At 64.2% G+C, this 2,552-nt stretch carries 3 protein-coding genes; 2 read left to right on the top strand and 1 reads right to left on the bottom strand.

Translation table 11 applies throughout. The features are described 5' to 3' along the window. Window positions 1–1,136, bottom strand: a 1,136-nt coding sequence (locus tag ACZM22_RS11105) for a collagen-like triple helix repeat-containing protein (protein ID WP_489544116.1), incomplete at its 3' end; no start/stop codon positions are given. A gap of 412 nt (window positions 1,137–1,548) precedes the next feature. On the opposite strand from ACZM22_RS11105, the gene ACZM22_RS11100 reads away from it, so the two are divergent. Together ACZM22_RS11100 and ACZM22_RS11095 are read left to right on the top strand one after the other, a co-directional pair. Continuing rightward, the gene (locus ACZM22_RS11100) at window positions 1,549–2,082 is read left to right on the top strand and encodes an NUDIX domain-containing protein (RefSeq protein ID WP_484427239.1); all 534 of its coding nucleotides are present in this window, start codon (window positions 1,549–1,551) and stop codon (window positions 2,080–2,082) included. A 69-nt stretch (window positions 2,083–2,151) separates the two neighbouring features. Further along, a complete protein-coding gene (locus ACZM22_RS11095) occupies window positions 2,152–2,412 on the top strand; it encodes a hypothetical protein (RefSeq protein WP_489544115.1) in 261 nt (86 codons plus the stop codon). Window positions 2,413–2,552: the final 140 nt, after the last annotated feature.

Raw genomic sequence — 2,552 nt, 5'->3', positions numbered from 1 at the left:
TTCAGCGCCTTGGGGGTGACGGCCTTGTCGGTGTCGGTGCGCTCGTAGCTGTCCACCAGATAAGTGATGCCCTTGCTGCCGGTGCTGGCGCTGGGCAGGCTTACCGCGCCCAGCGTGTCGGTATCGGTGAAGCCCAGATACTGACCCTTGCTGCCGGACACCTCCACCCCGTCGCCCTTGGGGCCTTGGGGGCCGGTGTCACCCTTGTCGCCCTTCTCGCCCTTCAGCGCCGCCAACTGCGCCGCCGTGAAGTCCGCGTAGGTGAAGGTGGCGCCCTTTTCGCCGGGGTCACCCTTGGGGCCTTGCGCGCCCGTGTCGCCCTTCGCGCCGGGAGCACCATCGGCTCCGGCAGGGCCGGTGTCGCCTTTCGGGCCTTTCAGTGCGCCTACGTTGATCCATGCGGCCTTGTCCACGTCCCACTGGTACACGGCGTTGCTGTCCGCCGTGCCCACGAACCACGCCTGTCCGGCGCTGCCGGTGGGATGGGCGGTCTGCAAGGCCGCCAGCGTGGCGTACAGTCCCAGCACGGTGTAGCTGTCACCGGAGGGGCCTTTCGCGCCGGTGTCCCCTTTGTCGCCCTTTTCCCCCTTTTCGCCCCGGTCGCCCTTCAGCGCCGCCAGCTGCGCCGCCGTGAAGTCCGCATAGGTGAAGGCATCGCCCTTCTCGCCCTTGTCACCCTTCGCGCCCGGGGCGCCTGCCGGGCCTGCCGCGCCGTCAAACAGGCCGGAGGCCTTGGCCTCCGCCAGGGCACGCTCCAGCATGGGGGTGAAAAACGGCGTGTCGGGATCGGCGGCAGGGTCGCCGGTGGGGTCTGCGCCCGGCTGGATCACGCCGCAGTCGGCGTACACCGTGGGGATCACCACCGTGCCGTCGCCGTCCGCGCCGTACACGCCCGCCAGCAGATGCTCGCCGGGCGTCCGCAGGCATTCCCAGGGGATGGCGCAGGTGCCGTTCTCCCAGGCGGTCACGTCCCGGCGGACATTCCCTGCCCGGAACACGGCGATCTTCTCCAGCGCCGCCCACGCCTCGCCGGAGAACGAAAACGTCACCGCCGCGCCCACCATGCCCGCCGTCAGCGTGGCGGGCCGGGTCACCGCCGCGTCCGCACCGCTGACGGCAATGTGAATGTTGCTCATGAGATTTCCTCCTTTCATGACTAAAAGGGCGGGAGCGCCGCCCTTCTACCCCTGACAAAAGGGAACGGAGCCGTTGCCTGCGGACGGGCAACCGCTGCATCCTATGGCGGAAAATACTTGCCGCCGGCGGCGGTATATGGTATACTGAGTTTGTCGAAAAATCCTTTGCTGTATTCCGGGTGAGCAAAGCCGTGGACATTCGTACTTGGCCCCCTTGTGTAAAGGGGGCTGTCAGCCGCAAGGCTGACTGGGGGATTGTCCGTTATTCGACAACCCCTCCGTCAAAAATCAAAGATTTTTGCCACCTCCCCTTACACAGAGGGAGGCAATCAAATGACCGCCGATAAACACCTGCAGAGCGGGGCCCATGTGCCCGCCGCTATCCCCACACTATGACATAAGGAGGCTCCCCATGGATCTGACGGAAAAGACGCTTTCTTCAGAAAAAATATACGACGGCGCCATCATCCACGTGCGGCGGGACAGGGTGCTGCTGCCCAACGGCCACACCTCCACCCGTGAGATCGTGGAGCATCCCGGCGGCGTGGGCATTCTGGCGCTGGAGGCCGACGGCACGGTGCTGCTGGTGCGGCAATACCGCTATGCCTTCGGCCGCACGCTGCTGGAGATCCCCGCGGGAAAGCGGGAGCCGGGCGAGGAGCCCTTCGTCACCGCCCGCCGCGAGCTGCGGGAGGAGACCGGCGCTATCGCCGAATCCTGGACGCCGCTGGGCAGCCTGATCGCCTCGCCGGGCTGCTATGACGAGGTGCTGTACCTCTATCTGGCGCAGGATCTGCACTACGGAGCCACCGACCCGGACGAGGATGAATTTCTGGCGGTGGAGCGGATGCCGCTGGATCAGCTGGCCCGCCTGTGTCTGGAGGGCGAGGTGACGGACGCCAAAACGGTGTGCGCCGTGCTGAAGGCCAAGCTGCTGGGTCTGTGACGAAAAATTCTTGCCTTTTGCCGCCGTTTGCGGTAGGATAGAGAGAAGAAACAAGGGGAGGAACAACATATGAGAAAAATGGATGGCAAGACCCTGATGGAGCTGATCCTGCTGGTGATCGCCGTGATCTTCTGGGGTCTGCGCAAGTTCGGCGTGCTGACGGCGCCCTGGGCGCTGATGGTGGCGGCTCTTTCGCTGGCGGTCTCCATGGGTCTGCTGGGTATGGGCTACATCGCCCAGAAGCAGAAGTCCCGCAAGATCGCGGGCGTGCTGCTGCTGGCCTTCGCGCTGCTGCAGATCATTCTGGGCCTGACGGCCATGCGGGGCTGATATGACGCAAAAAACGGAGACGGTCTTTGACCGTCTCCGTTTTTTCAGCCTGTCAAAGAACGCCAGTTCTCGTTATGCGAGAGCTGGCGTTTTAGTCGTATCAAAGAAGAAATAGGGCAGAAAAACAAAGAAATCAGAGC

This window comes from Vescimonas sp., assembly GCF_057856985.1.
This window is presented reverse-complemented; position numbering and strand designations above follow the sequence as displayed.